This is a genomic window from Lentzea flaviverrucosa (assembly GCF_003350445.1).
Lineage (GTDB): Bacteria > Actinomycetota > Actinomycetes > Mycobacteriales > Pseudonocardiaceae > Lentzea > Lentzea californiensis.
Window position 1 is genome coordinate 295191 of the sequence record NZ_QQAU01000007.1, and the last position, 24528, is coordinate 319718.

Here is a 24528-nt window from a genome sequence, read left to right on the forward strand (position 1 = left end):
GGCGGAGCAGATCCTGATTCCTGACTCGTGAGTCAAGCTAAGCACCGTCCCGCACCTGCGCACACGCGGCAGACCGGACCCGAAAAACCGGATCTTGTCCCGGTTGCCGTGTCACAGAACGAAAACGCCTGCAGAACGCCTTGATCTCGTTGCCTTCCGGGGCGGCAGAACCGGTTCAGCGTCTCGATCTTCCCGCGAGAACGGCGGTAGCCAAGCTCTCCCGGCCCGCTTAAGGTGCCCGCCATGCCCTCAGGTAGACAGGCCGTCGTGCTGCTTGCCGCCCTCGTGGCGGGTTGCGGCACGGCGATCCCCGGTACCCCCGTCGCCGGACCACAGTTACCTCAGACCTCGGCGTCCCAGACCGTCACCGTCGTGACGACGACGCCGCAGCCGAGCACCAGCAGCAGCGCCGTCACGCCGCCTGCTCCTCCGCCCCCGCCTCCTCCCGTCGCGAAGTTCGGCAACCCGAACGGCACCACCGCCGTGCCACCGGAGGCCGCCGCCGAGGACACCTCGAAGCCCACCCGCGTGATCGGCACCGGCACGCCCGCGAGCTGCACGTCGCAGGCCGTGGTCGACGCGGTCGCCGCCGGCGGGGTCGTCACCTTCAGCTGCGGGCCGCAGCCGCTCACCATCCCGCTGGCCGCGACCGCGAAGGTCCGCGTGAGGACCGTTCTCGACGGCGGTGGGCGCATCACGCTGAGCGGCCAGGGTCAGCGCCGGGTGCTCGACCACAACGCGCCGAGGCTCGTCGTCCAGAACATCACCCTCGCCGAGGGCAACTCGACCGGCGACACGGCCGACGGCGGGGGCGGCGGCGCGATCATGGTGCGCGGCGGTCAGCTCAAGGTCGTGAACTCCCGCTTCGCGAACAACAGGTGCGACACCAACGGCCCCGACCTCGGCGGTGCCGCGATCCGCGTGACCGACTGGGCCGAGAAGGCGCCGGTCTACGTCACGGGCAGCACGTTCGAGGGCGGCGTGTGCTCCAACGGCGGCGCGCTGAGCAGCATCGGCGCCTCCTGGGTCGTGCTCAACAGCCTGATGAAGAACAACAAGGCCATCGGCCGTGGCGCCAACCCGGCCCGCGGTGGCACGCCGGGTGGCGGCAGCGGTGGCGCGATCTACAACGACGGCAACACGTTCACGCTGCGCGTCGCCGGTTCGCTGATCGAGGACAACCAGGCCAACGAGGGCGGTGGCGCGGTGTTCTTCGTCAGCAACGACAACTCGGGCTCGATGTCGGTCGAGGGCTCCACGTTGCGCCGCAACCCGAGCCTGGGTTTCGAGACCGTCAAGGGGATCTTCTACCTAGGCGCGGGCGGCAAGCCGAAGGTCACCGCTTCGACGATCCAGTGAGCCCGCGACCAGCAGGAGTGCGAGGCCGGCGACGGACATCGCCAGGCTGAAGCCGTAGACCCAGCGGAACCCCAGCTGCTGGGAGACACCGAGCAACGCGCCCGCGACCATGCCGCCGACGATCTGGGTGTTGCTGAACATCGTCGTGGCGTGGCCGGGGCGGCCGGGGTCGAGGCTCTGGAAGTACGTGATGCCGACGCCCATGATCAGCGAGATCACGGTGGCGTGCAGCAACTGCGCGGCCATCACCTGCCAGATGGAGTCGGTGAACACCATCAGCCCGTGGTAGCCCAACGCGATCGTCGCGCCGATGAGCACGAGTCTGTGCTGCGACATCCTGTTCGCCAGCGAGCCGAACCACAGCATCATCGGGATCTCCAGCGCCGCGCACAGGCCCATCGCGATCCCTGCGTCACCGGCCGTGCCGTGCAGTTCGGTGGTGATGAACAACGGCAGGCCGCTCACCGCGAGGCCCACGGCCCCCTGCAAAAACAGGAAAGCGGCCGAGACGACGACCATGGTGCCGCCCGCGGAGCCGGCGGCTTCCTCGGCCTTCTCCTCCTCCGCCCGCGCGGGTGGCACCGGGAGCGTCAGTGCGAGGACCGCGACGCCGAGTTGCAGCACGGCGGTGGACGCGAAGAGACCGATCCAGCCGGTCTTCGCGACGAGCAGCGCGGCCACCGGCGGTCCGGCGACCCACGCGACCGAGAGCAACGTCCGCAGCACGCTGACGACCATCGACGGCCCCTGGGAGACCTGCCGGCCGTACGCGAAGAGCTGCGGCAGCAGGGCACCCGTGATCGCGATGAACACGACGGACGTGCCGAGCAGGAACCAGTAGTCGCGCAGCACGGCGAACAGGCCGTAACCGATCGCCCCGGCGGCACCGCCCGCGGCGAGCAGGTACCGGCGCTGCACCCGGCCGTCCGAGAGCCTGCCCATGATCGTGCTCGCCACGACCTGCGCGACCGGGCTCACGATCAGGAAGAAGCCGAGCTGGAACGGCGTGACCTTGATTTCGCTGGTGAGGAACAGCGAGCCGAACGGCAGGGCGAACGCCATCGACACGCCCGACACGACGCTGATGCCGGAGAGTTGGAGGAAAGTACGGGACAAGAACGGCGAGGATGTTCTCTCGCGGAGTGCCGTCACCCGCCAATCGTGCTCTTTGAGCAGGCGATCAGGAAACTAGATATCCCATGATGCGGTCAAAGTCTCACACCACGAGGACCGCACCGTCGCGACGGTGATCTGCACCACCCCTGAGCAGGCCTGATTCGGTCATTTCGACCACCTGGCAACCACCGAAGAACATGTTCGGGGCGCGGAATCGGGTAACCGGGAGTTCACTTTCCGGTCGAATTCCCGGTTCGACGTGGAGGTGGTCTCCACTGAGGTGCATTCGCGGCGCGTCGACGGCGTCCTGGGCGGGCATGCCGCGGTCGAGCACGTTCACGAGCACCTGCAGGATCGCGCCGCAGATCCGGCTCGAACCCGCGCTGCCGAGCACGAGCTCGGCCTGGCCGTGCCTCGTCACCACGGTCGGCGCCATCATCGACGGCAGCCGGTCGCCGGGAGCGTGGCTGAAGAACCCGTCCGGCGACAGGTCCTCCTCCCCCATCATGTTGTTCAGGTGCACGCCGGCGATCGAGATCCCGGAGCCCGCGCCGTTCGTCGTGGTGACGCTGCACGCCGTGCCGTCGGCGTCGAGCACGGAGATGTGCGTGGTGGAGCCGAGGCGGTTCAGGTGCGCCTTGGGGGTGGCGAGCGCGCGGATGAGGTCCTGCTGCGACGGGTTGTCCGGCAACGCTTCCAGCATCTGCGTGAGCAACGCGCCGCCCGCGGCGGGTGGCGGGTTCGTGTGGATGTCACGGCCGCGATGCCGCACGTGCAACGGCTCGCGCCGCACGGCTTCGTAGGCTTCCAGGTCCTGGCGGGTGAGGTCGCCGCCCCTCGAGGTGATCCAGTCGGTGATCGCGCCCGCGATGTCGCCGGTGTAGAACGGCGCCGCGCCGTCGCTGCCGAGCCGGTCGAGGGCCTCGGCGAGCGCGGGCTGCACGAGGAGTTCGCCTTCTTCGAACGCGGTGAGGCCCGCGCTGTGGGCGAGCGGCAGCAGCAGCGACGTGACGTACGCCTGGTACCTGTTGACCCGATGGCCTTCACGGGCGTGCATCGCCGCCGTGGCCACCAGTTCGTGCAGCGGCGCACGGCCGTAGGTGGCGGCTTTCGCGGCACCGGCGGGCATGCCGTACGCGGCGACCGAGGACGGTCCCACGTGGAACTCCTGCTGCGCGTCACCGAAGTGGACGGTGATGGGGTCCAGCGGAGCGCGGTCCCCCGTCGTCCCGCGTCCCGGTGCGACGGCCGAGAAGTCCAGCAGCACCGGGGTCTCCCCGGCCGGGGCGATCATCATGTACCCGGCGGAGCCGAGCCCGGTCAGCAACGGCTCGGTGACGCAGGACGTCAGCATCGCCGCCACCGCCGCGTCCACGGCGTTCCCACCGGCGCGCAGCATCGCCGCGCCCGCCTGTGCGGTGAGCGGGTGGCCCGCCGCGATCGCGCCTCGCACCGTCGACCTCCAGAAGAGAAGGCGGTCAACGGTAGACCTGGGCACGGCACGCCGACCACTCGGCCCGCCGAGGTTGGAACCCCGGGCAAAACGGGTAATTCGACGACCATGGAGTGGATCACTCGCCTGATGGAGGCGCTGGGCTCGCCCGGCGCGGGCCTCGCGGTCGCGCTGGAGAACGTGTTCCCCCCGGTGCCGAGCGAGGTGATCCTGCCGCTGGCGGGGTTCACAGCCGGCCAGGGCAAGATCTCGCTGGTCGCCGCGATCCTGTGGACGACGGCGGGGTCGGTCGTGGGCGCCCTGGTGCTGTACGGCCTGGGCGCGTGGCTCGGGGTGGAGCGGCTGCGCAAGGTCGCGGACAAGATCCCGTTCGTCACCGCGTCCGATGTGGACAAGGCCGACGAGTGGTTCGACAAGCACGGCACCAAGGCCGTGTTCATCGGGCGCATGGTGCCGGTCGTGCGGAGCCTGATCTCCATCCCGGCGGGCGTGTCCGGGATGCCGATCCTCAAGTTCACGCTCTACACGGCGGCGGGCAGCCTCGTCTGGAACAGCGCGCTGATCCTCGCCGGCTACGCGCTCGGCGACAACTACGAGCTGGTCGACCGCTACCTGGGGTGGGTGTCGACGGTCGTGCTGGCCGCGCTGGCCATCGCCCTCGTCTGGTTCGTGGTCTCGCGGGTCAAGGCGCGCCGGTCGTAGAGCACCGAGGCGACCGCGATGGCCAGGCCGGCGACCGACAGCGCCACGCCGACCCACGCCGTCGAGGTGTAGCCCCACCCGGCCGCGATGGCCAGGCCGCCGAGCCACGCGCCGGCGCCGTTCGCGACGTTGAGCGACGAGTGGTTGGACGAGGCCGCGAGCGACGGGGCGTCCGGCGAGGCGTCCATCAGCCTGATCTGCAGGGCCGCCGCGAGGATCTGGATGGTGAAGCCCAGCAGGAACAGGAAGAGGAACAGGAAGGCCGGGATGGTCGCGGTGAGCCCGAAGAGCACCAGGATCACGCAGACCGCGACCAGCCCGCCGAACACCGAGCCCGTCGGCGAGCGGTCCACGAACCGGCCGCCGAACGTCGCGCCGAGCGTCATGCCGAGCCCGAACACCGCGAGGACCCACGGCACGACCCCGCCGGGCAGTCCGGCGACCTCGGTCGTCAGCGGGGCGACGTAGGAGTAGACGGCGAACATGCCGCCGAAGCCGATCATGCCGGTGAAGATCGCGAACCACACCGTCGGACGTCCGAACGCGCGGACCTCGGCCTGCATGGACGCGCCCTCGACCTTGGGCACCAGCGGCACCCAGGCCGCGATCGCCGCGGCAGTGAGGAGCGCGATCACCGCGACCGCGAGGTAGGCCGTGCGCCAGCCGATCTGCTGCCCCGCCGCTGTCGCGAGAGGCACACCCACGAGGTTCGCCACGGTCAGACCGACCATCACGCGGGCAACGGCCGTGCCGCGCCGTTCGGGAGCGACGAGCGTGGCGGCGACAACGGCCGCGATGCCGAAGAACGCGCCGTGCGGCAGTCCGGCGACGAACCGCGCGATGAGCAGCAGCGACTTGTCCTGCGCAGCAGCCGACAACCCGTTGCCCAGGGCGACCGCCAGCATGAGGCCGATCAGCATGCCCTTGCGCGGGAGCTTGGCCCCGAGCACCGCGATCAACGGCGCGCCGACGACGACCCCGGCGGCGTAGAGGCTGATCGCGTGGCCCGCTTCGTAGTCGGGGATGCCGAACGTCTCCGCGATCTGCGGCAGCAGGCCCATCGTCGCGAACTCGGTCGTACCGATGCCGAACCCGCCGAGCGCGAGAGCGGTCATGGCGCGGGTGGTGTTCAAGGGTTCCCCAATGGGTGTCAGCAGCAGAGACTAGTTAGCTACTGGAACGATTTTACGGTCTTTCTGACGCGCTTCAGAAGACTCCGGGGCGGTGCCGCTGCTCACACGCCGTTCGAGCAGTACGGACACCCCGGCGATCGCCAGGCCACCGAGCGCGAGCAGGGCTCCGATCCAGCTCGGCGCGGTGTAGCCGAGGCCGTGCCCGATCGCGATCCCGCCCAGCCACGCGCCACCGGCGTTGCCCAGGTTGAACGCCGCGATGTTCGCCGCCGACGCCAGCGCCGGCGCGCCCGCCGCGGTCTGCATGACCCGCATCTGCAGCGGCGGCACCGTGGCGAACCCGGCCGCGCCGAACAGCACGATGGTGATCGCGGCCGGCACCGGCGAGTGCGCGGTGAACACGAACGCCGTCAGCACGGCGGCCAGCGAGGTCAAGATGACGATCACGCTCTTCATGACCGACCGGTCCGCGGCCTTGCCGCCCAGCAGGTTGCCGGCGAACAGGCCGACGCCGAACAGCACCAGCAGCCACGTCACGGCACCTGACGAGAAGCCCGCGACCTCGGTCATCATCGGTGCGATGTAGGTGAACGACGCGAAGACGCCCGCGAACCCGAACGCCGTCATCAGCAGTGCGAGCCACACCTGCGGATTGCGGAAGACGGCGAGTTCACTGCGCAGGTCACCGCCCTGGGCCTTCTGCCGCGGCACGAGGAACACGATGCCGAGCAGCCCGATCACGCCGAGCACGGTCACCGCCCAGAACGTCGAGCGCCACCCGAGTTCCTGACCGAGCGCCGTGCCCATCGGCACGCCCAGAACGTTCGCCACGGTCAGACCGGTGAACATCAACGCGATGGCGCTCGCCCTGCGTTGCGGTGCGACGAGGTCAGCGGCGACGACCGAGCCGACGCCGAAGAACGCGCCGTGCGCGAGTGCCGCGACCACGCGACCGCTCATCAGCACGCCGTAGGTGTCCGCGAGCGCGGAGACCAGGTTGCCCGCGATGAACAGCACCATCAGCCCGAGCAGCATCTTCTTGCGCGGCAGGCGCCCGCCGAGAACGGTCAGCAACGGCGCGCCGATCACGACGCCCAGCGCGTAACCGGAGATCAGCAACCCCGCGCCCGGAATGGAAACGCCGAGGTCAGCAGCCACCTCGGGAAGCAGTCCCATGATCACGAACTCGGTCGTGCCGATGGCGAAGGCGCTGATCGCGAGGGCGAGCAGAGCGACAGGCATGTCACACAGTCCTTGAAGTCGTAGGTTATCGGCGTGAGCAATAGTTGCACACGCGGGCAATTGCCTGCGACTCCTGAATCGGTGAAGCGCGTCACGCGCAAGAGGCCGGTTCCGCGAGGAACCGGCCTCTTTTGTTGTTCCGCTCAGATGCGCGGGACGTCCACGAACGTACGGCCGTTGAGCGGCTGCGTCGCGCGGGCGTTGCCCGCGGTGAACAGCCCCTTGAAACGCGCGATGGTCGCGGCCGACACGTGCTGCTCGCCGGTCAGGTACCACTCGACGCCCTCGGTGAACGGCGCCGTGGTGAGCGAGCCGGTGTAGTGCAGCGTGTGGTGCCCCGAGGGCAGCAACCGGTTGAGGTCGATGGGCTCGACGTCGACCGGGGCGCCGCACTCGGGCGAGAGCTTCGCCAGCACGTCGTCCACGACGGAGTGCGAGCCGACGACCAGCGGAACGCCGACCACCAGCAGCTTGCCCTCGGCACTGCGGTGCACGAGGTGCATCTCGAGCGGGGTGTTGCGGCCGCCGAACTTGTGCTCGGACGGCGTGTGGAAGTGGAACTGGACCAGGTCGTATCTGGTGCCCGCCACCGTGACGTGGCCGGCTCCGGGCTCGACCTCCGCCTCCTCGGTCTCCTCGTGGTCGCGGGTCGTGCAGCCGCCGGCCTGGTCCGCGTCCTTGCGGATGTACTTCAACTCCAGAGCGGAGTGCCCGTAGGTCACGTCGAGCTTGGGCGCGTGCGGGTCGAACCGGATCGCGTTGGACGTGACGTTCACGGGGCTTTGCTTCGGCGTCGCCGACTCGGCCGCACCACTCGCGAAGAAAGTCGCGGTGAGCACCAGTGGAAGAAGCGCCGGAAGGGACCGCTTGATGTTCATGTCGCTACTTTTCACCCGATCGGGTGAAATGGGGAAGAGAGTGTGGTCGCGCTCTCAAAGGCCGGAAGCATTCCCGCCGCCCCAATCAGGACAAAACTGAACTGCTTCAGCCTCCGGACATGCGAACATGCAGGTCAGAATGCCGCAAATTACTTGCAACAACGACTCCGGAGACCAGTTGGTTGACGACACAAATTCGAATTGAGACGGCATGGGTCAGGGGTTCGGAATTGAAGAACGAGAACGTTCTTGATCACTATTGTCCGATTCAAGCTGATTTGCCGAATTTGCCTGAAGTGACTCCGCTGACGCAGCGCGTACGCCAAGATGAACCCATGGTGACCGTCGCCGACATCCGCGCAGTGGCGCTCACACTGCCGCGCACCACCGAACACCTCATCCGCGACCGGGTGAAGTTCCGCGTGGGCCAGATCGTCTACGCGGCCCTCTCCCGCGACGAGACCGTGCTGGGCTTCGGCTACCCGCGCGAGGAACGGGAAGCGCTCGTCGCGAGCGACCCGGTCAAGTTCGCGTTCCCCAGCCAGTCCGACATGCGCTTCCAGTGGGTGCACGCCTCGATGGCCGAGCTCGACGTCGAGGAGATGACCGAGCTCGTCATCGGGGCCTGGACCTTGTGCGTGCCCAAGAAGGTCATCCGCGCACACCTCGGTGAGGACTTTGTTTAGTCAACACTGAAGCTATCGAGCACGCCGTCGTTGAGGGAGACGAACGTGCCGCCGCGGTGCGCGGTCGGCCGGAAGCCCGGCACCAGGCCGATGCGCGTACCGGACAAGGGATCCCAGACCTCCAGCCCATCGGCGCCACACACGTACAGCAGTCCTTTGTGGCCCCACATCGGGCCGGCCGGCCCCGCGAACACGCCCTGCCGCCGCCCACCAGGAAGTTCGAACAGTTGGACGCCGTCGAGCATCGCCTCGTCGTCCTCGCCGATGCGCTGGACGGCCACCAGGTCGTCCGACACCCACGCGACCGGCTGGTCCCAGGCGTACGCGCGCTGCGCCAGACACGTCCCGATCGGCTCGCCGCCATCGGCGTGCCAGGTTTCCAGGTCGATGGCGCGCACCTGCCCCTCAGGACTCCACACCCAGCGATCGTCGAGCAGCCACCGGCCGCCGGGACTCGGGGTGAGGCGTCCGTGGAAAGCACCCGTCCCTTTCGCCTCCCGTTCCGTCAACCGCTCACCGGAGGGCAGGGCGAAGACGTCGAGCACGCTCCACGCCGTCGCCGCGACCACCCGATCTCCGGGCAGGAACGCGAGCGGATACGGCGTCCACTCGGAGCGGTAGGTGCCGCGGTCGACCTCCAGCACCACGGCCTTGGTGCTCAGATCGAGGACAACGGCCCGAGACCCGTTATCGACGCACACGGCGGCATAGCGGCCGTCCGCCGACGTGTGAAGTGCGAGCAGTGGCTTCCGGCGCTGATGCGGTTCGGCCTGGTCGACCTCCAACTCCGCCTCGCAGACGAACCCGGCCTGATCCACCAGACCCGACTCGGTCAGAGCGAGCCAGCCGTGCGGCAACGGGGCCAGGCAGCGCTCGTTGAGGGGCCGGACGTCCCAGGACTCCGCCCGCACGGTCCCCGCCACGAAGCGGTCCTCGTGCCGGATCTCGGGAGTTCCCTTCCAGCCGAGGTTCTCGCCCCCGTCCCCCGCCCTGTCCGCACACCCCTCGCAGACGGTGAGCAGCGGCTTCCCGACGCACTCCTCGCACACCACGTCGTACCGCACGCCCGAGCCGGTCAGCACGCGGTAGAAGTCCGGTGACTCCTCCGCCAGGAGGTGTTCGCACGTGCGGAGGGAACCGGCGACGGCCACGTGACCGCACTCCAGCAGCTTCACAAGATCGAGATTACTCGGCGCAGAGGCAGCCCACCCCAGGCTCGATCCACTCCCGACCGGCCCACTCGGGATGCCGCTCGACCAGCACCTCCGTCACCTCGGCCACGATCTCGTCGAGCCCCGTGGCGGAGTCGCGCCGCCGCCACGTCTCGTCCCGCAACTCCCCGAGGTAGTCCCGAACCCCTTGCAGCACCGCGACATCCCCGACGGTCCCGTGCCCAGGCACGACCACGCGGGGCTCTCCGGAAATCAGCCCGTCCAGCACGTCGATCCACGCGAGCCCGGAGACGTCGGTGTCGTGCGGCGGGAACCACGGGAAGATCGCGAACTGCCCGGTCTCGGCCAGGTCGCCGGTGAAGAGCACGCCCGCGTCCGGCACCTCGACCACCTGGTCGCCGAGCGTGTGCCCGCGGCCGGTCGGACGGAGCAGCACCGTGCGGCCACCCAGGTCGAGTGCGCGGACGCCGTCGAACACCTCGTCCGGCACCGGGACCTCGACGTCCGCCAGCCGTTCGGCGATCGTGCCGCCGAAGCCGCGGAACTGCTGCAGGTAGCCGGATCCCTTGCGCCGCAGGTCATCCGCCTGCGCGCGGTTCACCAGGTAGGAGTTCTCGAACACGGACGCTCCGAACGCGTGCTCGGGGTGGAAGTGCGTCGTCGTCAGGTGGATCCGTCGGCCGCGCGCCACCTCTTCGGCGAAGTCCCGCACCAGTGACGCGTTGGTGAGGCCGAGTCCGGTGTCCACCACGAGGATCGCCTCGGTGCCGCTGATGACGCCGATGTTGGGCACCAGGCTGACGTGCTCGTTGGGGATCACCAGCACGCCGTCGGCCACCTCGGTGGCACCGGGGACGTGGACGGCGGGATCAGAGAGGTTCATGCTCTCCACTCCACCCGCGAGGGCGGGGTGGCGTCCAAGACCATCTGCGCAGTCCCGATACCGCACGAGTATCGTGCCTGATCATGGAGTTGCGGACCCTGCGGTACTTCGTCGCCGTCGCCGAGGAGCTGCACTTCGGACGCGCCGCGCGGCGACTGCACCTGAGCCAGCCGCCGCTGAGCCGGGCGATCAAGCACCTGGAGAGCGACCTCGGCGCCACGCTGCTGCACCGCTCCCCCGCCGGCGTCACGCTGACCGACGCGGGCCACGTCCTGCTCGCCGAGGCGAGGGCGCTGCTCGACCACGCGGACCGCATCCGCGCCAAGCTCGCCAGGACGACGATCACCGTCGGCATGCTCGGTGACCACGGCGCCGCCAGGCTGGCGGCGGCGTTCCGGCGCAAGCACCCGCAGGTCGAGATCCGCGTGCGCGAGACCGACCTGACCGACCCGACCTGCGGTCTGCGCACCGGCCAGGTCGACGTCGCGCTGACGCGCGGGCCGTTCGACGAGAGCGGCCTGAAGACCCTGGTGCTGCGGCAGGACCCGGTCGGTGCGGTGCTCCGGCGCGACGATCCGCTCGCGGGCAGGGAACAGATCACCACGGACGATCTCGCCGGTCGCGACTGGTTCCAGTTCCCCGACGGCACCGACGAGATCTGGCGGAACTACTGGAACGGCGGGAGACCACGCACCGGCCCGACCGTCCGCGCGGTGCAGGAGTGCGTGCAGTCCGTGCTGTGGAACGGTTCCGTGGGCCTGGCGCCGCTCGGCCACGACCTGGGCGAGCTGGTCGTGGTGCCGCTGGCCGACATGCCACCGAGCCCGGTCGTGATCGCGTGGACCTCCGACGAACCGCTCACGCTCGACTTCGTCGAAGCCGCGACGAGGGCGTACCGCTGACCACGGTCCGCGGTCAGGGCCTGTCGAGACGGCTCACGGTCACCGCGTAGTCGCCGCCCTCGAAGGGCTTCCGGTCCCAGGTGGCGAACCGTTCGACCAGCGTGAGACCGGCCTGGGCGCAGTGGTCGTCGTAGTCCTCGGCGGTGTAGCCGCGGTCCAGGCTGAACCCGGCGACGAGCACGTTCCCGACGTGCCGCGCCACTCCCGCGACGAGCGCGGCCTGCGTGCCGGGCGGGGTGAACAGCGGCACGTTGCCCGCCATGACGACCACGTCGAACGTCCGGCCCAGGTCGAGTTCGGCCAGGTCGGACCGCACCCACGTGATGTCCGGCGCCTGCTCGCGCGCGTAGGCGAGCATCGAGGCGTCGACGTCCGCCCCGACCACCTCGACGCCGTGCCTGGCCAGCTCGATGCCGACCCGTCCGGTGCCGCAGCCGGCGTCCAGGACGGAGACCGGCCCGAACGCGCGCACGAACGTCGCTTCGCCGTGCACGTCCATCCCGGACTCGGCGAGCGAGTCGAACCTGCGCTGGTACTCCGCCCCGTTCCACACGAGTCGCATCATAGATCCGAAGATCGGCGGATGGCGGACGCGCAGGGGCGCTGCCAAGGTCGAGGTATGACGCGCTTTCTGCTGGCAGTGGCGTTGCTCGTGGCCGCGGCCTCGCCCGCACAGGCCGCACCTCCGCGGTGGGTGGGCACATGGGCGACCGCGCCGTCCTCGGCGGTCCCCGGTACCGAGAACGGCTATCCGAACTTCTCGGTGCGCAACATCGTGCACGTCAGCGCCGGCGGCAAGGAGATCCGCGTCCGGCTCTCCAACGCCTACGGCCGCACGCCGATCCTGTTCGGCCAGGTCACGGTCGCGCGCGCAGCCGGTCCGGACACTCCCCTCGCGCTGCCCGGCACCATGCGCACGCTGACGTTCGGCGGCGCTCAGTCGATCATCGCCCCACCCGGCGCCGACGTGGTCAGCGACGGCGTGGCGCTCACCGTGCCCGCCGACTCCGACCTGCTGGTGAGCGTCTACACGCCGGAGCCCGGCGGCCCCGTCACGCACCACCAGCTCACGATGCAGAACTCGTACTTCACCCGCGACGGCAACCACACGGCCGACGAGTCCGCCGCCGCCTACCGCGAACGCACCACGAACTGGCACTACGTCTCGGGCGTGGACGTCAGGTCGTCCAGCCTGCGGGGCAGCGTCGTGGCGCTCGGCGACTCGATCACCGACGGCGCGAACTCGACGTGGGGCGCGAACCTGCGCTGGCCCGACCAGCTCGCCGACCGCGTGAACACCCGCCTGGGCGTGCTGAACGCGGGCATCAGCGGCAACCGCCTGCTGCTCGACGGCGACTGGGCCGGCCCGAACGCGCTGGCCAGGCTGAACCGCGACGTGCTCACCCAGTCCGGCGTCCGCTCGGTGATCGTGTTCGAGGGCATCAACGACATCCAGCAGACCCCGCACCAGACCGACCCGGCCAAGATCATCGCCGCGCTGAAGCAGATCGCGTCCCGGTCGCACGACCGCGGCCTGCGGGTGATCGGCGCGACGATCACACCGTTCAAGGGCTGGAACAGCTACACCGAGGAGCTCGAGGCGGTGCGCCAGGCCGTGAACGCCTTCATCCGGACGAGTCCCGACTTCGACGCCGTCGTCGACTTCGACGAGGTGATCCGCGACCCGGCCGATCCGCAGCGGATCAGGCCCGACTACGACCAGGGCGACCACCTGCACCCCGGTGACAAGGGCTTCGAGGCGATGGCGAAGGCGGTGCGGGTCGCCACGCTCTGACACCCGATCGAGCGGTGCGGGTGTGCGAGCCCCCCTGGCCCGGTTGTTCGATGGAGATCAACACGAACCACCGGGTCAGGGGTCCACGCATGCGTCTCACGATTCTCGCCGCCGCTCTCGCGCTCGGCGCCACGGCCTGCGGCTCACCGAGCCCGGCACCCCAGGGTGAGGCGGCCGGCGCGAACACGCTGGCGAGCGCCACGAGCGACAAGCAGCAGCCCGCGGTGAAGGCCGAGCTGACCATGCAGGGCAAACCCGGTCTCGGCCTGCTGGTCGCGACGAACCAGGGTGGCGCGGCCGGACTGCCCGCATACCGGTGTTGTACGTGGGCAGTCCGGCCGCGCCGCCGGGGGCCGCCTCGGGCCCGGCTATCGCGGATCAGACTTCGATACAGGCCCTAATTCTTCATCCAGCGGTACTGCAGGCGCACTTCCCACGGGCGGGCGGCCCGGTCGAGGAACATCAGGCTGTCCATCCGGCAGTTGCAGGCGTTGCCCTCGCGGGTGTTCTGCGGGTAGCTGCCCCCGATCTTGTACCCGCGCGGGTCTGTAGCGGACGCCAGGTCCGGTTCCGGTTCGCCTTCGAGCTTCCACGGGTCACCGGCGGCGACATACCGGCCCGCCAGCGGATTCCCGTTGCGGTACAGGGCCATCGTGCCGGTGTCGAAGTCGAACGTCGCCGCGAGGAACACCCATTCGTTCTGCGGCAACAGCTTCTGCCACGGGTCGGTGGCCGCGAACGTCTGCGAGTCGCCGCCGTCTATCCGACGTGCCAGGGCGACCAGTTTCAGCTCGCCGTCAACCTGGATCAGTTCCAGCAGAGCGCGCACCGCGTGGCCGTTCGAGTCCCCCGTCAGGACGCCGGCCAGGCCGATTGCGCCGTAGAGGTCGGAAGGGTCGACGGAGTTCGAGTTCGGGGCCGGGTTCTGGCCCGTCATCTTCACCCAGCCCATGATCGACGCCTGGCGCGCTCCGTTGAACGCCTTCAGCGTGGGCACGCCGGTGTCGCTGTACAGGCCCGCCTTCCAGTCGTCGTTGCCGGCGGCCGCCGGGGTGATCTGCTGGAGCTGAAGCGAGTCGCGGCTGTGCCGGAACGCTCCATCGCGCACGCGCATGCCGGCTCCGCCGTTGATCAGCTGCAACGTCGTCCCCGAACGGCCGCTGTCCTGTTCCAGGGCCTTGTCGCCGCGCACCGGGTGTTCGAAGTCGTAGTAGGACACCAGGTTGTGTTGCAGAGTCGGCAGCACGGTGCCGAACGTGGCTTGCGCGGGTGCGGCCAAGCCGGTGCAGAACACCGCGGTGAACCCGAGAACGACCAGCCGCCTCATCGGATCCCCTTGCCCTGCACGCGCAGGTCGCGGACCCTGCCGACGTTGTCGAACGAGCCGAAGCCGACGCGGCCCGAGGCGAACGTCTTGTCCACGGCGGTCATCAGCGGGTACGGCGAACCGTCCAGGTACACGGCGATCTCGCCCGAGTCGGTGCACTGCTTGACCCGCACGCGATGCCAGGCCGTGTCGGTGACGGCGGGGGCCGCGCCGACCGAGCGGACCGCGTCCCACTGGTGGTCCAGGCGCAGCCGGTCGGCGTTGTTCACGACGAAGATGCCGTTGTGGGGGTAGATCTTGTTGTCCGACGAGAGGTGCGCGTAGTAGAACTCGGTGTCCGACCGGTGGCCGAACACGATGATCACGTCCCGGTTGGACTCCCCGACCGGGGTGTCCAGCCGCACCGAGGCGTCGACCTGCACCGAACCGAACTCGGGGCCCTTCCGCAGCACCGCGTACTCGAACGGGCGGCGCGGGCCCGGTCGTGCGGCGCCGGGCTGGGCCAGTACGACCTCACGGCCGGGGAACTGCCAGAGCGCAGGGGTCACCGGCTGCCACGACCGCGCCGAGCCGGTCCCGGCGACGACGTCGTGGCCGGGAGCGCAGGAGGCGAAGGTGCGGGCGCCCGTCACCTTCCAGACCTTGCCGTTCGCCTTCGCCAGCACGTAGAGCTCACCGGCCGCGTCCTGACCGAAGCGCAGGTCGACGCGGTTCGGGTCGTTCACCAGAGCCTTCATGGTGGTCAGCTGGCCGTTGACGTAGACCATCAGTTCGCGCGACGCGGCCATGGGCCCGCCCGCTCGCATCTCTCGTTCCTCGGCGTAGTAGAGCAGGCCCTTCACGCCCTCGCCGTAGACGTACTTGCCGCGCAACGCCGGGATCTTCGAGCCGCGGTAGACGAAGCCGCCCATCAACGCGTTGCCGCTGTCGGCGCACGGCCGCTGGGACGACAGCCGGTTGTGGTCGAAGCCGGTGACCGGGTAGGTGTAGCCGTACTTCGCGTCGTCGGCGGGCAGCGGGAACACACCGCACGACGGGTCGCCGCGCCGGTACTCCCAGATGCCCTCGCGCTCGCTCCAGCCCAGGTTGGCGCCCTTGCGGACCTCGTAGACCGCGTCGACGGCCTTCTCGCCGATGTGGCCCATGTACATCCGGCGGGTGACGCGGTCCCAGCTGAAGCGGTACGGGTCGCGCATGCCGTACGCGTAGATCTCGCCCAGCGCGCCTGCCTTGCGCACGAACGGGTTCGCGCGCGGGATGCCGTACTGCCCGTTCACGCCGTCGCGACCGGCCGGGTCGATGCGCAGGATCTTGCCCTGCGGCAGTGCCAGGTCCTGCGGCACCGTGGTCGAGACGCCGATGCCGCCGTCGCCGGACGCGATGTAGAGCAGGTGGTGGTCCTCGTCCCACCAGCGCGCCGCCGGGTTGAAGCCGATCTCCTGGAAGCCGTGGATGTACGAGGCGAAGCCGACCCGCAGCAGTTCGCGGTGCGTGCCGGCGAAGACGTCCGCGCGCGGGTCTGAGGCCGTCCACTCGGTGATCACGCCGTGCACCTGCGTGTCCACGGGTGAGGGCAGGTCGGGCTTCTTCGTGGTGAGCGCGGAGCCGGTCTCGGTGTGCACGGTGTAGAACTTGCCGTTGCTCCTGAAGTCCGGGTGGAACGCGGCGAACCCGAAGCCGCTGCCCAGGCCGCGGTGGGTGTGGAAGTCGGGGCCGATGGCCGCCCCCAGGTCGAGGAACGCGTGCTGGATTCCCCCGTCCAGCAGGTAGAGCTCGCCGTTCATGTCCGGCACGAACATCCGGCCGGAGCCGTCCGGCACCTCGCCGAGGTAGTTGACCCTGTTGTAGCGCACCAGTCTGGTGTCGGTCGGCGGTGGCACGGGCTGCGACTTCGGCAGCTGTGCGACCTCGGTCAGCTCCAGGCCGATGCCGGAGGCACCCGGCGTCGGCAGCGGGTCGGCGATCGGCACGTCCGGCTGCGCCGAGGCGATGGGCACGAGCAACGTCGAGAGCACGAATGTTGTCACCGTCAAAAGGGATAAGCGTCGGAACATCCCCACCACCCTGTGGGCCAGGCCGTGCAGCACGGCGACGGAAAGCGCTTTCCAACGCGGCGGAACCCGAACGCTACCCAGCTGATGAAGTGGTTACAACCTTCGCCGCACGATCAGTCCTGTCCTGTCACGGCTCCCAGCAGATCGCGGATGTGCGCGGTCGCCGACGCGAACTCCGGACGCGCCATCGTCGCGGAGTAGTCCCGTTCGGTGGGCAGGTCGACCTCGATGACCTCCTTGACCACCGCGGGCCGTTGCGTCAGCACGATCACCCGGTTCGCCAAGTACACCGACTCCGCGATCGAGTGCGTCACGAGCAAGACCGTCGTGCCGGTCTCCCGCCACACCCGGTGCAGCTCGACGTTCATCTGCTCGCGAGTCAACGCGTCCAGCGCGCCGAACGGTTCGTCCATGAGCAGCACGCGCGGCTGGTGCAGCAACGCACGGCACAACGCCACGCGCTGCTGCATGCCACCGGACAGCTCGTGCGGCAGCGCGTTCTCGAACCCGGAAAGCCCTGTCATCTCGATGAGCTCGTCGGCTCGCCTGCCCGCCTCGGCCGAGTTCATCCCGCGCATCTCGGCCTGCAGCAGGATGTTCCTGCGCGCCGAACGCCACTCCAGCAACGCGGCGCGCTGGAAGACGAAGCCGATGTCGTGACGTGGTCCGCGCACCTGCTCGCCGAGCAACGTCACCGTGCCCGACGACGGCTTCAGCAGACCGGACACCAGCTTCAGCAACGTCGACTTGCCGCAGCCGGACGGCCCGACGATGGACACGAACTCGCCCGGCGCGACGTCGACGGAGACCTGCTGGATCGCGGTCACCTCCGTGCGCTTCGACTGGAAGCGCACGGAGACATCGTCGATGGCGACAGCGGAGGCGGTTCCCAGAGTTGTGCTCATCCCTGTTGCGCTCATCCCTTCGGGGCAACGCTTTCTTCCCAGTAGGCCGACGGCTCGGAAGCCTCCTTGATGATGCCGGTCTTCTGGAAGGTCTCGATCGTCTTCTTCCAGTCCTCGACCGTGTTGACGCCCGGCGCCTTGCCCTTCGTCGCGTCGGTGTGCAGCAGCGTCAGGGTCGTCTTGAACTGCTCCAGCACCACGGTCGGCGACGGCAGCTGCTCGGCGGCGCCCTTCATCGACTCGGCCGCGGCCTCCGGCGCCTTCTCGGCCTCCGTCCACGCCTCCTGCGTGGCCGTGACCATCTTCTTCACCAGCTCGGGGTCCTTCTGCAGCATCGACTTCGACGTCAGCAGCCCGTTGCTGAAGTAGTTCAGCCCGAACTCCGAGAAGCGCAGGTAGCCCACGTCCTTGCCGGACTTCTCCTCGATGGTCGGCCCCTGGTCGGACGCGAACCCCAGCAGCACGTCGGTCCGGTTCGAGATGACCGCGGCCATCTTGCCCGCGGGGTCGATGTTCTGGATGGAGACGTCGGACTCCTGCATGCCGTTCTGCTTCAGGAAAGCCGGGAACGTCTTCGTCAGCGCGTCCCCCGCCGTGGTGGCGACGGACTTGCCCTTCAGGTCCTCCGGCTTCTTGATGTTCTTGTCGGTGAAGAACTGCACGGACGCCGGGGTCGTCTGCAGGAACACCCCGATGCTCCTGGCCGGCACGCCCTGCTCGACCGCGGTGGCCAGCGCGGACGTGTCGGCCCAGCCGAAGTCGGTCTGGCCTGCGCCGGTGGCCGTGACGGTCTTGCCGGAGCCCTGGCCCGCCTGGATCTTCAGCTTGATGCCGTGCTTCTCGTAGATGCCCTGCTTGAGGCCGTAGTAGAACGGCGCGTGCTCGCCGTACGGGTACCAGTTGAGGGTGAGCGTGACCTCCTTGGCCTCACCAGCGGCCCCGGACGTCGTGTCGCCGCCGTCACCGCAGGCGGCGACCACCAGCAACGCGGGAAGAAGACCTGCGAGCAGTTTCTTCATGCCGTGCCTTTCGCGAGAAGGGTTGTGACGGCGGCGCCGCGCCGGCTGGCGTGCCACGGCAGCATCAGCTTCTCGGCGAGGTCGAGCAGGAGGAAGAGCAGGACGCCGACCAGCGAGATGACGATCAGGCCCGCGAACAGCATCGGGGTGTCCATGTTGCCGTTGGCCTGCAGGATCACATAGCCGAGGCCTTCGTTGGAGCCGACGAACTCGCCGACCACGGCACCGGTCACGGCGAGCGTGACCGCGACCTTCAGACCCGCGAAGAGGTGCGGGAGCGCGGCCGGGAAGCGGATCTTGATGAACGTCTTGACCGGACCGCCGCCCATCGTCGCGGCGAGCTCGAGCATCTCGGTGTCGACGGATTTGAGACCGGTGACGGTCGAGATGACCACGGGGAAGAACGCCATCAGCACGGCCACGACCACCTTGGGCTCGAAGCCGAAACCGAGCCACACCACGAACAGCGGCGCGATCGCGATCTTCGGGATGACCTGGGCGAACAGCAGGATCGGGTAGGCGGTGCTCTCGATCGTCCTCGAGTAGACCATCGCGACGGCCATGAGCACGCCGAGGACACCCGCGATGACGAAGCCGAGGACGGTCTCGTAGGTCGTCACCCAGGTGTGACCCCAGAGGTACGACCACTTGTCCACCAGCAGGCCGAAGGTCTTGGCCGGTGAAGGCACGAGGTAGGCCTCGACCATGCCGGTGGCGGTGATGAGGTGCCAGATGGCGAGGCAGGCGGCGAGCAGCGCGACCGGACGCCACGTCCGCTCCACGACACCGCGCCAGCGGTCCGTCCGATTCGTGTCCACGAAACTCCCCGGGGTCTCGGAAAGCGCTTTCCAAATACGCTATGTCCGGTCCACTGAACGGTCAAGACGGGGGATCGCCGAAGCTGGACCTCACGGACAGTCGCATCGAGGGATTCCTCCCACGCCGCGCTCGTTCACCGTGTCGGGCGGAAGCGTCGCCGTCGCAGGTCATCCGAGCACCAGCACCCTCGCCAAGATCACCGCGGCCGAGGTCCGCGGATGGGGCGCGCCCGCCCCGATCCCGGTCTGACGCGTGAGACGACTGAATCGATTTTCTAGACTATTAGCCATTATCCGGTCGAGCTGTAGGTGTTGCCGGCGTGGTCGCGTCCGCGCGCGAGGTAGATGCCACGGCCGCCGGGCTCGAGGTACCGGACCGTCGTCGGCATGTACCGCATCGTGTAGCCGCAACGGCGCGAGGTGCTGCGGTTCGGCGGGCTGCCGTGCACCAGCATGGCCGAGTGCACGCTGCACGCCCCGCGCTCCAGTTCCACGTCGACAGCGCGTGACTCGTCGACGGCCGTCTCCTGGTTGAAGAACGAGTCGGCGGTGCCGGTGTGCTCGGCGGCCGCGAGGTGACTGCCCGGGATCACCCGCAGGCAGCCGTTCTCGACGGTGGACGGGTCGATCGCCAGCCACACCGTGATCGCGTCGCTCGCGGGCGAGATGCTGTCACGCCAGAAGTGCGCGTCCTGGTGCCACGGCACGGGTTTGCCGTCGCCGGCGGGCTTGCAGATGAAGTGCGACGAGAACAGCGCGATGTCCGGGCCGATCAGCGACTCGACGAGGTCCAGGACGTCCGGGTCCAGCAGCCACTCGAACAGGGCGGGGTCGGTCAGGTGCGGCACGTCCATGTGCTCGGGACGCCGCCCCTCGGGCAGGGCCGCCAGCCTGGCCTCGAAGTGCGCGGCCAGCGCCTCGAACTTCGCCGGCGCGAGCACGCCGGCGTGCGTCTCGTAGCCATCGGTCTGGAACATCGTCACCTCACGAGTAGGCCGGTCTCCTTGTCATAGCGCAGAACGCGTGCGGGCGAAGCGCCCACGGTCACCTTCGAGCCGATCTCGGGCTCGTCGTCCTCGGGTACGACGTAGCCGATCTGGTCCTCGCCGCAGTCCAGCGTCACCAGCGACGTCACGCCGAGATTCTCCACAATGGACACTTCGCCGGTGAACAGTCCCCCGGCGGCGGGCGACAGGTACTCGGGTCGCACGCCGATGATCTCCGAGCCGCGCGGCACCAGGTTCATGGGCGTCGAGCCGATGAAGTTCGCGACGAACGTGTCCGCGGGCCGCTGGAACACCTCCCGCGGGGTGCCGAGCTGCCGGATCCGGCCCGCGTCCATGACCGCGATCCGGTCGGCCAGCGCCAGTGCCTCGGCCTGGTCGTGCGTCACGAACACCGTCGTCAGCGCCAGCTCGCGCTGCAGCTTCTTGAGGAACGTCCGCGCCTCCAGCCGCAGCCGGGCGTCCAGGTTGGACAGCGGCTCGTCCAGCAGCAGCACCTCGGCCGACGCCGCGACCGCGCGGGCGAGCGCCGCCCGTTGCTGCTGGCCGCCGGAGAGCTGGCCGGGCCGCCGGTCCAGCAGGGCGCCCAGGCTCAGCCCCTCGGCGGTGCGCACGGCCGTCTCCTGCTGCACCGACTTCGCGACGCCCCGCACCCGCAGCGGGTAGGCGATGTTCTCCGACACCGTCATGTGCGGGAACAACGCGTAGTCCTGGAAGACCATCGCGATCCGCCGCTCGCCGGGCTGCAGCCGCGTGACGTCGCGGTCGCCGATCGCCACGGCTCCGTCGGTGGCGCCCTCCAGGCCCGCGATCGTGCGCAGCAACGTGGTCTTGCCGCAGCCGGACGGGCCGAGCAGGGCGAACAGCTCGCCGTCGGCGATCTCCAGGTCCAGCCCGTCCACCGCCCGCACCCCGTTGGGGTACACGGTGGACAGGTCCTCGACAGTGATGCCCGCCATCAGCTCTTGATGCCTCCGTGGAATCGGAACCCGTACCGCTTGCTCACGAACAGGTACAGCACGACCACCGGGATCGAGTACAGCAGCGAGAACACCGGGATCACCGTCAGGTTGGCGCTGCCGCCCTCGTCGTAGAGGGTGCGCAGCAGCACGGCCGCCGGCTGCTGGCCGACGTCGCGCAGCAGCAGGAACGGCAGCAGGAAGTTGCCCCATGCGTTGACGAACGCCCACACGAAGATCGTCGCGACACCGGGCCGCGCGACCGGCAGCACGACGTGGGCGAGCACCTGCCGGGGCGAGGCGCCGAACACCCGCGCCGACTCCTCGTACGACCGCGGCACGGCGTCCATGAAGTCCTTGAGGATGAAGATGGCCGCGGGCAGCATGCCGCCCGCGATGACCAGCGCCGTGCCGAACTGCGAGTTGATCAGGCCGAGCTGCAGCATCATCACGAAGATCGGCACCATCGCGGCCGTGCCCGTGACGACGCTCGACAACAGCAGGAGCAGGTACAGCAGCAGGTCCCGGCCGGGGATCCGCACCCGCGACAGCGCGTAGGCCGCCAGCGCCGCGAGCACCGTCGTCACCACGGTCGCGACCACGCACAGCACCAGCGAGTTCACCAGTGACGTCAGCGTGTACGGGTGTTCGAAGGTCGCCACGACGTTGCGCAACGTCCAGTCCGGCCAGCGCAGCCCCAGGCCGGGCTTCGCGTCGAACGGCGCCGAGGCCAGCCACAGCATCGGCACCGCGAAGAACGCCAGCACCACCGTGATCAGCACGTAGAAGCCGATCCGCCGGACGATCCACAGAGGACTCATGGCCGCCTCCGCAGAAGCCGCAGGTACACCAGGGCGATCGCCAGGTTGCCCACCAGCAACAGCATCGACATCGCGGAGGCGTACCCGAGCTGACCGCCTTCCAGCGCCTGCCGGTAGATCAGCACCGGCAGCACCTCGGACTGGTGGTTCGGACCGCCGGACGTCAGCAGGAACGGCGTGAAGTCGTTGGCCGTCCACAGGCTGATCAGCAGCGTGTTCGTCAGCACGTGCCCGCGGATGTGCGGGAACACCACGTCCCGCACGGTCTGCCAGCCCGACGCGCCCACGAGCCGTGCGGTCTCCAACTGCGAGGGCGGCACCGCGGCCAGCGACGAGGTGTAGAGCAGCATCGAGAACGCCGTGCCGCGCCAGATGTTGAAGACGATCAGGCTGGTCATCGGGTACTGCACCAGCCACGACGTCTCCGGCTGCCCGAGCAGCAGCCCCAGGGTGCCCGTGTCGCGGCTCAGCACGGCGAACCACAGGAACGCCACGACCGTGCTCGGCAGGATCCAGGAGAGCAGCACCAGGCCCTCGGTGGTGCGCCGCAGCCACGGGCTGACCGAGCGCAGCAGCCACGCGAGCAGGAAGCCGAGCACGTTCTGCCCGATGACGGCCGAGAACAGCACGAACATCGCCGTGAGCCACACCGAGTTGGTGAACAGCGGGTCGCGGACGGCCTCGACCAGGTTGTCCAGCCCGACCACCTGCGGGTTCGCCGCCGCGGCCCCGGTGAGCTGGTAGTTCGTGATGCCGATGTACAGCGTCCACAGCGCCGGGAAGACCAGGAAGATCCCGATCAGCACCAGCGCCGGCGCGACGAACCCGACGGCGCGCCGGACGCCCAGGCCGGAGCTATCCAACGTTCTGCTCGCCGACCGCCTTCACCAACGCCTCTCTGTAGGCCCGCGCGACGTCGTCGGGACTCTTGCCGGACACCACGTCCGCGGTCGCCTGCTGCAGCGCGGCCGACACCTTGGGGTAGTCGGCGAGACCGGGCCGGTACCGGGTGATCGGCAGGACCTTCTCCGCGATGAACGACAACATCGGGTCGCCGCCGAGCACCTGGTCGTTGACGTCCTGGCGCTGGGTGAGCTGCGCGGTGCCGGCGAGCGACTCCTTGACGGCCTCGGCGGAGTTGAGGAACTGCATGAACTCCCAGGCCTGCCTGGGGTACTGGGTGTTCGGGTTGATCACGCGCACGCCCCCGCCGGACATGCTCACGAAGTCCTGCCCGCCGACGCCCGCCTTGGGCTCCTTGGCCGGGACGAGCGCCCAGCCGACGGCGACGTCGCGGTCCGCCATCGCGGCCACGCCGTTCTTCGGCTCCACGACGGAACGCCAGAAGTAGTCGCTCTCCAGCAGGACGCCGATCTTGTTCTCGCTGAACAGCGTGAACGAGCGCTGCCGGCCGTTGGCCTCCTGCTGCAGCACGGGATCACCGAGCCCGCCGCCGTAGATCTTCCGGTAGAGCGAGAGGACGTCCTTGACCTGCGCCGAATCCCCTTGCCACTTCCCGTTCTCGTAGACGGGCCTGCCGGTGCCCACGAGTGCGGGCAGCACGCCCTGCATGGTCGTGGCCTCGCCCATCGCGCTGCCGGCATTGAGCTGGATCGGCGTCACGCCCTGGAGGGACTTGAGCTTCGTCCCCGCGTCGAGCACGTCCTGCCACGACCTCGGTTGCCAGTCCACGGGCAAACCCGCCTGCGCGAACAGCTTCTTGTTGAAGAACAGCACGCGCCCGTCCGTGCCCATCGGCACGCCGTACCGCTTGCCGTCGAACTCGCCGAGCCCCTGCACGGCCTCGGGGATCTGGTCCCAGCCGTCCCAGCCGGTGTCGCCGACGACCTCGTCGAGGGGCTTGATCTGCCCGGCCTGCGCGAACTCGCCGAGCCAGATGCCGTCGATCTCGATGATGTCGCCACCACCACCGGTCTTCAGGTCGAGTGCGACCTTGGTCTTGAAGTCCTCGTCGCCGGTACCGTTCTGCTCGAACTTGATCGTCGCCGTGACGCCCTTGGCCTTCTGCATCTCGGTGAACCTGGGGATCACCCAGTTCTGGATCCAGTTCGCCCCGCGCGCGTTCTTCCCGCCCACCGCCGCGTTGGCGACGATCGTCAGCGTGATCTCCTTGGCGTCGGCGTTGCGCGCCTGATCACCGCTCCGCGTCTGCCCCAGACATCCCGCCAGCAGCCCGCACGCCACCAGCAGCCCGAACACCTTTGTTCGCCCCATCGGTCCAACATGGCACTGGATCACGGCGGCCACAAGCTCTCCGCGCGCGGAAGGCGTCCGTCCGG

General features: G+C 69.1%; 24 protein-coding genes. 6 read left to right on the forward strand and 18 right to left on the reverse strand.

Going from position 1 to position 24528, the window contains the following annotated elements; translation table 11 throughout:
* Nucleotides 1-243 precede the first annotated feature (243 nt).
* Nucleotides 244-1359, forward strand: coding sequence for a hypothetical protein (locus tag DFR72_RS23530; RefSeq protein ID WP_090064894.1), 1116 nt, complete (start codon nucleotides 244-246; stop codon nucleotides 1357-1359).
* Here the strand turns inward: DFR72_RS23530 and DFR72_RS23535 are convergent.
* Both DFR72_RS23535 and DFR72_RS23540 read right to left on the reverse strand, forming a co-directional pair.
* Entirely contained in the window at nucleotides 1312-2475 is a 1164-nt protein-coding gene (locus tag DFR72_RS23535; RefSeq protein WP_245983399.1) for an MFS transporter, read from the reverse strand. The genes DFR72_RS23530 and DFR72_RS23535 overlap by 48 nt on opposite strands.
* A gap of 100 nt (nucleotides 2476-2575) precedes the next feature.
* Nucleotides 2576-3928, reverse strand: coding sequence for a gamma-glutamyltransferase (locus tag DFR72_RS23540; protein ID WP_211335502.1), 1353 nt, complete (start codon nucleotides 3926-3928; stop codon nucleotides 2576-2578).
* A gap of 108 nt (nucleotides 3929-4036) precedes the next feature.
* On the opposite strand from DFR72_RS23540, the gene DFR72_RS23545 reads away from it, so the two are divergent.
* The gene (locus DFR72_RS23545) at nucleotides 4037-4630 is read left to right on the forward strand and encodes a DedA family protein (RefSeq protein WP_090064895.1); all 594 of its coding nucleotides are present in this window, start codon (nucleotides 4037-4039) and stop codon (nucleotides 4628-4630) included.
* On the opposite strand, the gene DFR72_RS23550 is transcribed toward DFR72_RS23545, so the two are convergent.
* From DFR72_RS23550 to DFR72_RS23560, 3 genes are all read right to left on the reverse strand, one after another.
* The gene (locus tag DFR72_RS23550) at nucleotides 4537-5745 is read right to left on the reverse strand and encodes an MFS transporter (protein WP_090064896.1); all 1209 of its coding nucleotides are present in this window, start codon (nucleotides 5743-5745) and stop codon (nucleotides 4537-4539) included. The genes DFR72_RS23545 and DFR72_RS23550 overlap by 94 nt on opposite strands.
* A 48-nt stretch (nucleotides 5746-5793) precedes the next feature.
* A complete protein-coding gene (locus tag DFR72_RS23555) occupies nucleotides 5794-7005 on the reverse strand; it encodes an MFS transporter (RefSeq protein WP_090064897.1) in 1212 nt (403 codons plus the stop codon).
* 143 nt (nucleotides 7006-7148) lie between these two features.
* Nucleotides 7149-7883 carry a carbonic anhydrase family protein gene (locus DFR72_RS23560; protein WP_090064898.1) on the reverse strand — a complete coding sequence of 245 codons (735 nt, stop codon included), beginning with the start codon at nucleotides 7881-7883 and terminating at the stop codon, nucleotides 7149-7151.
* Between the two features lie 335 nt (nucleotides 7884-8218).
* Here DFR72_RS23560 and DFR72_RS23565 point away from each other — a divergent pair, with 335 nt between their 5' ends.
* The gene (locus tag DFR72_RS23565) at nucleotides 8219-8569 is read left to right on the forward strand and encodes an MmcQ/YjbR family DNA-binding protein (RefSeq protein ID WP_090064899.1); all 351 of its coding nucleotides are present in this window, start codon (nucleotides 8219-8221) and stop codon (nucleotides 8567-8569) included.
* Here the strand turns inward: DFR72_RS23565 and DFR72_RS23570 are convergent.
* Entirely contained in the window at nucleotides 8566-9744 is a 1179-nt protein-coding gene (locus tag DFR72_RS23570; protein ID WP_090064900.1) for a YncE family protein, read from the reverse strand. The two genes, DFR72_RS23565 and DFR72_RS23570, sit on opposite strands and share 4 nt — an antisense overlap.
* A 10-nt stretch (nucleotides 9745-9754) precedes the next feature.
* Nucleotides 9755-10624: an MBL fold metallo-hydrolase gene (locus tag DFR72_RS23575; RefSeq protein ID WP_090064901.1), complete on the reverse strand. Its 870-nt coding sequence runs from the start codon at nucleotides 10622-10624 to the stop codon at nucleotides 9755-9757.
* 83 nt (nucleotides 10625-10707) lie between these two features.
* On the opposite strand from DFR72_RS23575, the gene DFR72_RS23580 reads away from it, so the two are divergent.
* Complete coding sequence (locus DFR72_RS23580) at nucleotides 10708-11526, forward strand: LysR family transcriptional regulator (protein WP_090064902.1); 819 nt, start codon at nucleotides 10708-10710, stop codon at nucleotides 11524-11526.
* 13 nt (nucleotides 11527-11539) lie between these two features.
* On the opposite strand, the gene DFR72_RS23585 is transcribed toward DFR72_RS23580, so the two are convergent.
* Entirely contained in the window at nucleotides 11540-12079 is a 540-nt protein-coding gene (locus DFR72_RS23585; RefSeq protein WP_425459911.1) for a class I SAM-dependent methyltransferase, read from the reverse strand.
* 66 nt (nucleotides 12080-12145) lie between these two features.
* On the opposite strand from DFR72_RS23585, the gene DFR72_RS23590 reads away from it, so the two are divergent.
* Both DFR72_RS23590 and DFR72_RS45030 read left to right on the forward strand, forming a co-directional pair.
* Nucleotides 12146-13321, forward strand: a complete 1176-nt coding sequence (locus DFR72_RS23590) for an SGNH/GDSL hydrolase family protein (RefSeq protein WP_090064904.1) — start codon at nucleotides 12146-12148, stop codon at nucleotides 13319-13321.
* Between the two features lie 89 nt (nucleotides 13322-13410).
* On the forward strand, nucleotides 13411-13722 hold the full coding sequence (locus DFR72_RS45030; protein ID WP_143086680.1) for a hypothetical protein: 312 nt from the start codon (nucleotides 13411-13413) through the stop codon (nucleotides 13720-13722).
* Here DFR72_RS45030 and DFR72_RS23595 read toward each other — a convergent pair.
* The 10 genes from DFR72_RS23595 to DFR72_RS23640 all read right to left on the reverse strand — a co-directional run bounded on the left by DFR72_RS23595 (nucleotide 13719) and on the right by DFR72_RS23640 (nucleotide 24463).
* Complete coding sequence (locus DFR72_RS23595) at nucleotides 13719-14648, reverse strand: LamG domain-containing protein (protein ID WP_090064905.1); 930 nt, start codon at nucleotides 14646-14648, stop codon at nucleotides 13719-13721. The two genes, DFR72_RS45030 and DFR72_RS23595, sit on opposite strands and share 4 nt — an antisense overlap.
* Nucleotides 14645-16675 carry a PQQ-dependent sugar dehydrogenase gene (locus tag DFR72_RS23600; protein ID WP_245983401.1) on the reverse strand — a complete coding sequence of 677 codons (2031 nt, stop codon included), beginning with the start codon at nucleotides 16673-16675 and terminating at the stop codon, nucleotides 14645-14647. Before DFR72_RS23600 ends, DFR72_RS23595 begins: the two co-directional genes overlap by 4 nt.
* 140 nt (nucleotides 16676-16815) lie before the next feature.
* Nucleotides 16816-17607, reverse strand: a complete 792-nt coding sequence (locus tag DFR72_RS23605) for an ABC transporter ATP-binding protein (RefSeq protein ID WP_211335503.1) — start codon at nucleotides 17605-17607, stop codon at nucleotides 16816-16818.
* A gap of 11 nt (nucleotides 17608-17618) precedes the next feature.
* Complete coding sequence (locus DFR72_RS23610) at nucleotides 17619-18626, reverse strand: ABC transporter substrate-binding protein (RefSeq protein WP_090064907.1); 1008 nt, start codon at nucleotides 18624-18626, stop codon at nucleotides 17619-17621.
* Nucleotides 18623-19444 carry an ABC transporter permease gene (locus DFR72_RS23615; RefSeq protein WP_245983402.1) on the reverse strand — a complete coding sequence of 274 codons (822 nt, stop codon included), beginning with the start codon at nucleotides 19442-19444 and terminating at the stop codon, nucleotides 18623-18625. The genes DFR72_RS23610 and DFR72_RS23615 overlap by 4 nt, the downstream gene beginning before the upstream one ends.
* 290 nt (nucleotides 19445-19734) lie before the next feature.
* The gene (locus DFR72_RS23620) at nucleotides 19735-20421 is read right to left on the reverse strand and encodes a phytanoyl-CoA dioxygenase family protein (protein ID WP_114773738.1); all 687 of its coding nucleotides are present in this window, start codon (nucleotides 20419-20421) and stop codon (nucleotides 19735-19737) included.
* 2 nt (nucleotides 20422-20423) lie between these two features.
* Nucleotides 20424-21407, reverse strand: a complete 984-nt coding sequence (locus DFR72_RS23625) for an ABC transporter ATP-binding protein (RefSeq protein ID WP_090064909.1) — start codon at nucleotides 21405-21407, stop codon at nucleotides 20424-20426.
* A complete protein-coding gene (locus tag DFR72_RS23630; RefSeq protein ID WP_090064910.1) occupies nucleotides 21407-22228 on the reverse strand; it encodes a carbohydrate ABC transporter permease in 822 nt (273 codons plus the stop codon). Before DFR72_RS23630 ends, DFR72_RS23625 begins: the two co-directional genes overlap by 1 nt.
* Nucleotides 22225-23091, reverse strand: coding sequence for a carbohydrate ABC transporter permease (locus DFR72_RS23635; protein WP_090064911.1), 867 nt, complete (start codon nucleotides 23089-23091; stop codon nucleotides 22225-22227). The genes DFR72_RS23630 and DFR72_RS23635 overlap by 4 nt, the downstream gene beginning before the upstream one ends.
* The gene (locus DFR72_RS23640) at nucleotides 23084-24463 is read right to left on the reverse strand and encodes an extracellular solute-binding protein (RefSeq protein WP_090064912.1); all 1380 of its coding nucleotides are present in this window, start codon (nucleotides 24461-24463) and stop codon (nucleotides 23084-23086) included. The genes DFR72_RS23635 and DFR72_RS23640 overlap by 8 nt, the downstream gene beginning before the upstream one ends.
* Nucleotides 24464-24528 lie beyond the last annotated feature (65 nt).

Excerpts from the sequence above, each read along its gene's own strand:
- DFR72_RS23620 (WP_114773738.1), bottom strand. The coding sequence starts at position 20,421 with ATGTTCCAGACCGATGGCTACGAGACGCACGCCGGCGTGCTCGCGCCG.
- DFR72_RS23580 (WP_090064902.1), top strand. The coding sequence starts at position 10,708 with ATGGAGTTGCGGACCCTGCGGTACTTCGTCGCCGTCGCCGAGGAGCTG.
- DFR72_RS23625 (WP_090064909.1), bottom strand. The coding sequence starts at position 21,407 with ATGGCGGGCATCACTGTCGAGGACCTGTCCACCGTGTACCCCAACGGG.
- DFR72_RS23605 (WP_211335503.1), bottom strand. The coding sequence starts at position 17,607 with ATGAGCACAACTCTGGGAACCGCCTCCGCTGTCGCCATCGACGATGTC.
- DFR72_RS45030 (WP_143086680.1), top strand. The coding sequence starts at position 13,411 with ATGCGTCTCACGATTCTCGCCGCCGCTCTCGCGCTCGGCGCCACGGCC.
- DFR72_RS23565 (WP_090064899.1), top strand. The coding sequence starts at position 8,219 with ATGGTGACCGTCGCCGACATCCGCGCAGTGGCGCTCACACTGCCGCGC.
- DFR72_RS23630 (WP_090064910.1), bottom strand. The coding sequence starts at position 22,228 with ATGAGTCCTCTGTGGATCGTCCGGCGGATCGGCTTCTACGTGCTGATC.
- DFR72_RS23545 (WP_090064895.1), top strand. The coding sequence starts at position 4,037 with ATGGAGTGGATCACTCGCCTGATGGAGGCGCTGGGCTCGCCCGGCGCG.
- DFR72_RS23560 (WP_090064898.1), bottom strand. The coding sequence starts at position 7,883 with ATGAACATCAAGCGGTCCCTTCCGGCGCTTCTTCCACTGGTGCTCACC.
- DFR72_RS23575 (WP_090064901.1), bottom strand. The coding sequence starts at position 10,624 with ATGAACCTCTCTGATCCCGCCGTCCACGTCCCCGGTGCCACCGAGGTG.
- DFR72_RS23610 (WP_090064907.1), bottom strand. The coding sequence starts at position 18,626 with ATGAAGAAACTGCTCGCAGGTCTTCTTCCCGCGTTGCTGGTGGTCGCC.
- DFR72_RS23595 (WP_090064905.1), bottom strand. The coding sequence starts at position 14,648 with ATGAGGCGGCTGGTCGTTCTCGGGTTCACCGCGGTGTTCTGCACCGGC.
- DFR72_RS23555 (WP_090064897.1), bottom strand. The coding sequence starts at position 7,005 with ATGCCTGTCGCTCTGCTCGCCCTCGCGATCAGCGCCTTCGCCATCGGC.
- DFR72_RS23640 (WP_090064912.1), bottom strand. The coding sequence starts at position 24,463 with ATGGGGCGAACAAAGGTGTTCGGGCTGCTGGTGGCGTGCGGGCTGCTG.
- DFR72_RS23550 (WP_090064896.1), bottom strand. The coding sequence starts at position 5,745 with ATGACCGCTCTCGCGCTCGGCGGGTTCGGCATCGGTACGACCGAGTTC.
- DFR72_RS23530 (WP_090064894.1), top strand. The coding sequence starts at position 244 with ATGCCCTCAGGTAGACAGGCCGTCGTGCTGCTTGCCGCCCTCGTGGCG.
- DFR72_RS23590 (WP_090064904.1), top strand. The coding sequence starts at position 12,146 with ATGACGCGCTTTCTGCTGGCAGTGGCGTTGCTCGTGGCCGCGGCCTCG.